Origin of the sequence: Halorubrum sp. Atlit-26R, assembly GCF_003666015.1 — an archaeon.
GTDB lineage: Archaea > Halobacteriota > Halobacteria > Halobacteriales > Haloferacaceae > Halorubrum.
In genome coordinates, this window is sequence record NZ_QPLT01000308.1 from 1 (window position 1) to 579 (window position 579).

Consider the following 579-nt stretch of genomic DNA (forward strand, 5'->3'; position numbering starts at 1 on the left):
TGGGACTGCCGTGAGGGTGTGGTTGCCCCGACCACTCGTGGACGTCCCACTCGAATCGCACGGGCCGTGCCATCGGCCTGACTTCTTGCTCTGTCTGCCGCTCAAGGAACGTCTTCGACGCAGTGAGATCAGCGAGTCCCTCAAAGCCGCACGGACACGTCAGCGTCTCCTGATGCCGCGTGGTTCGATCCGTCGACCCGCACTGCGGGCACTCCTGACTCGTCCACGCTTCCGACCGCACTTCCACCGAAATCCCGTACTCTTCGGCGGTACAGGCCAGTCGGTCCACGAATTTCCTGAACGCCCAGAAATTGTGTGTCTTAGCGTTCGCCTCGGCGGACCAGTGCGTCTCTAGCACGCCGGTCATGTCACCGATATACACTGTGTCGACACCCTCGGCGTACAGCCGTTCGACCACGTTGCGACACAGCGCTTCTTGGGCGTGATCGCGGCGCCGAGTACGTTTGCGATACAGCCGCCGGATGCGCTCGCTGCTGTGTCGGCCCGCTTCGAGTTTGGCCTGTAACCGGGCGATTTCTTGCGTCGTCTCCCGGAAGCGAGCGAACAGGTCGCGACCCT

General features: G+C 62.7%; 1 protein-coding gene. It reads right to left on the minus strand.

Translation table 11 applies throughout. The annotated features are described in order from the left end of the window. A partial coding sequence (locus tag DVK07_RS20715; RefSeq protein ID WP_147441301.1) for a zinc ribbon domain-containing protein occupies positions 1-579 on the minus strand: 579 nt, incomplete at both ends.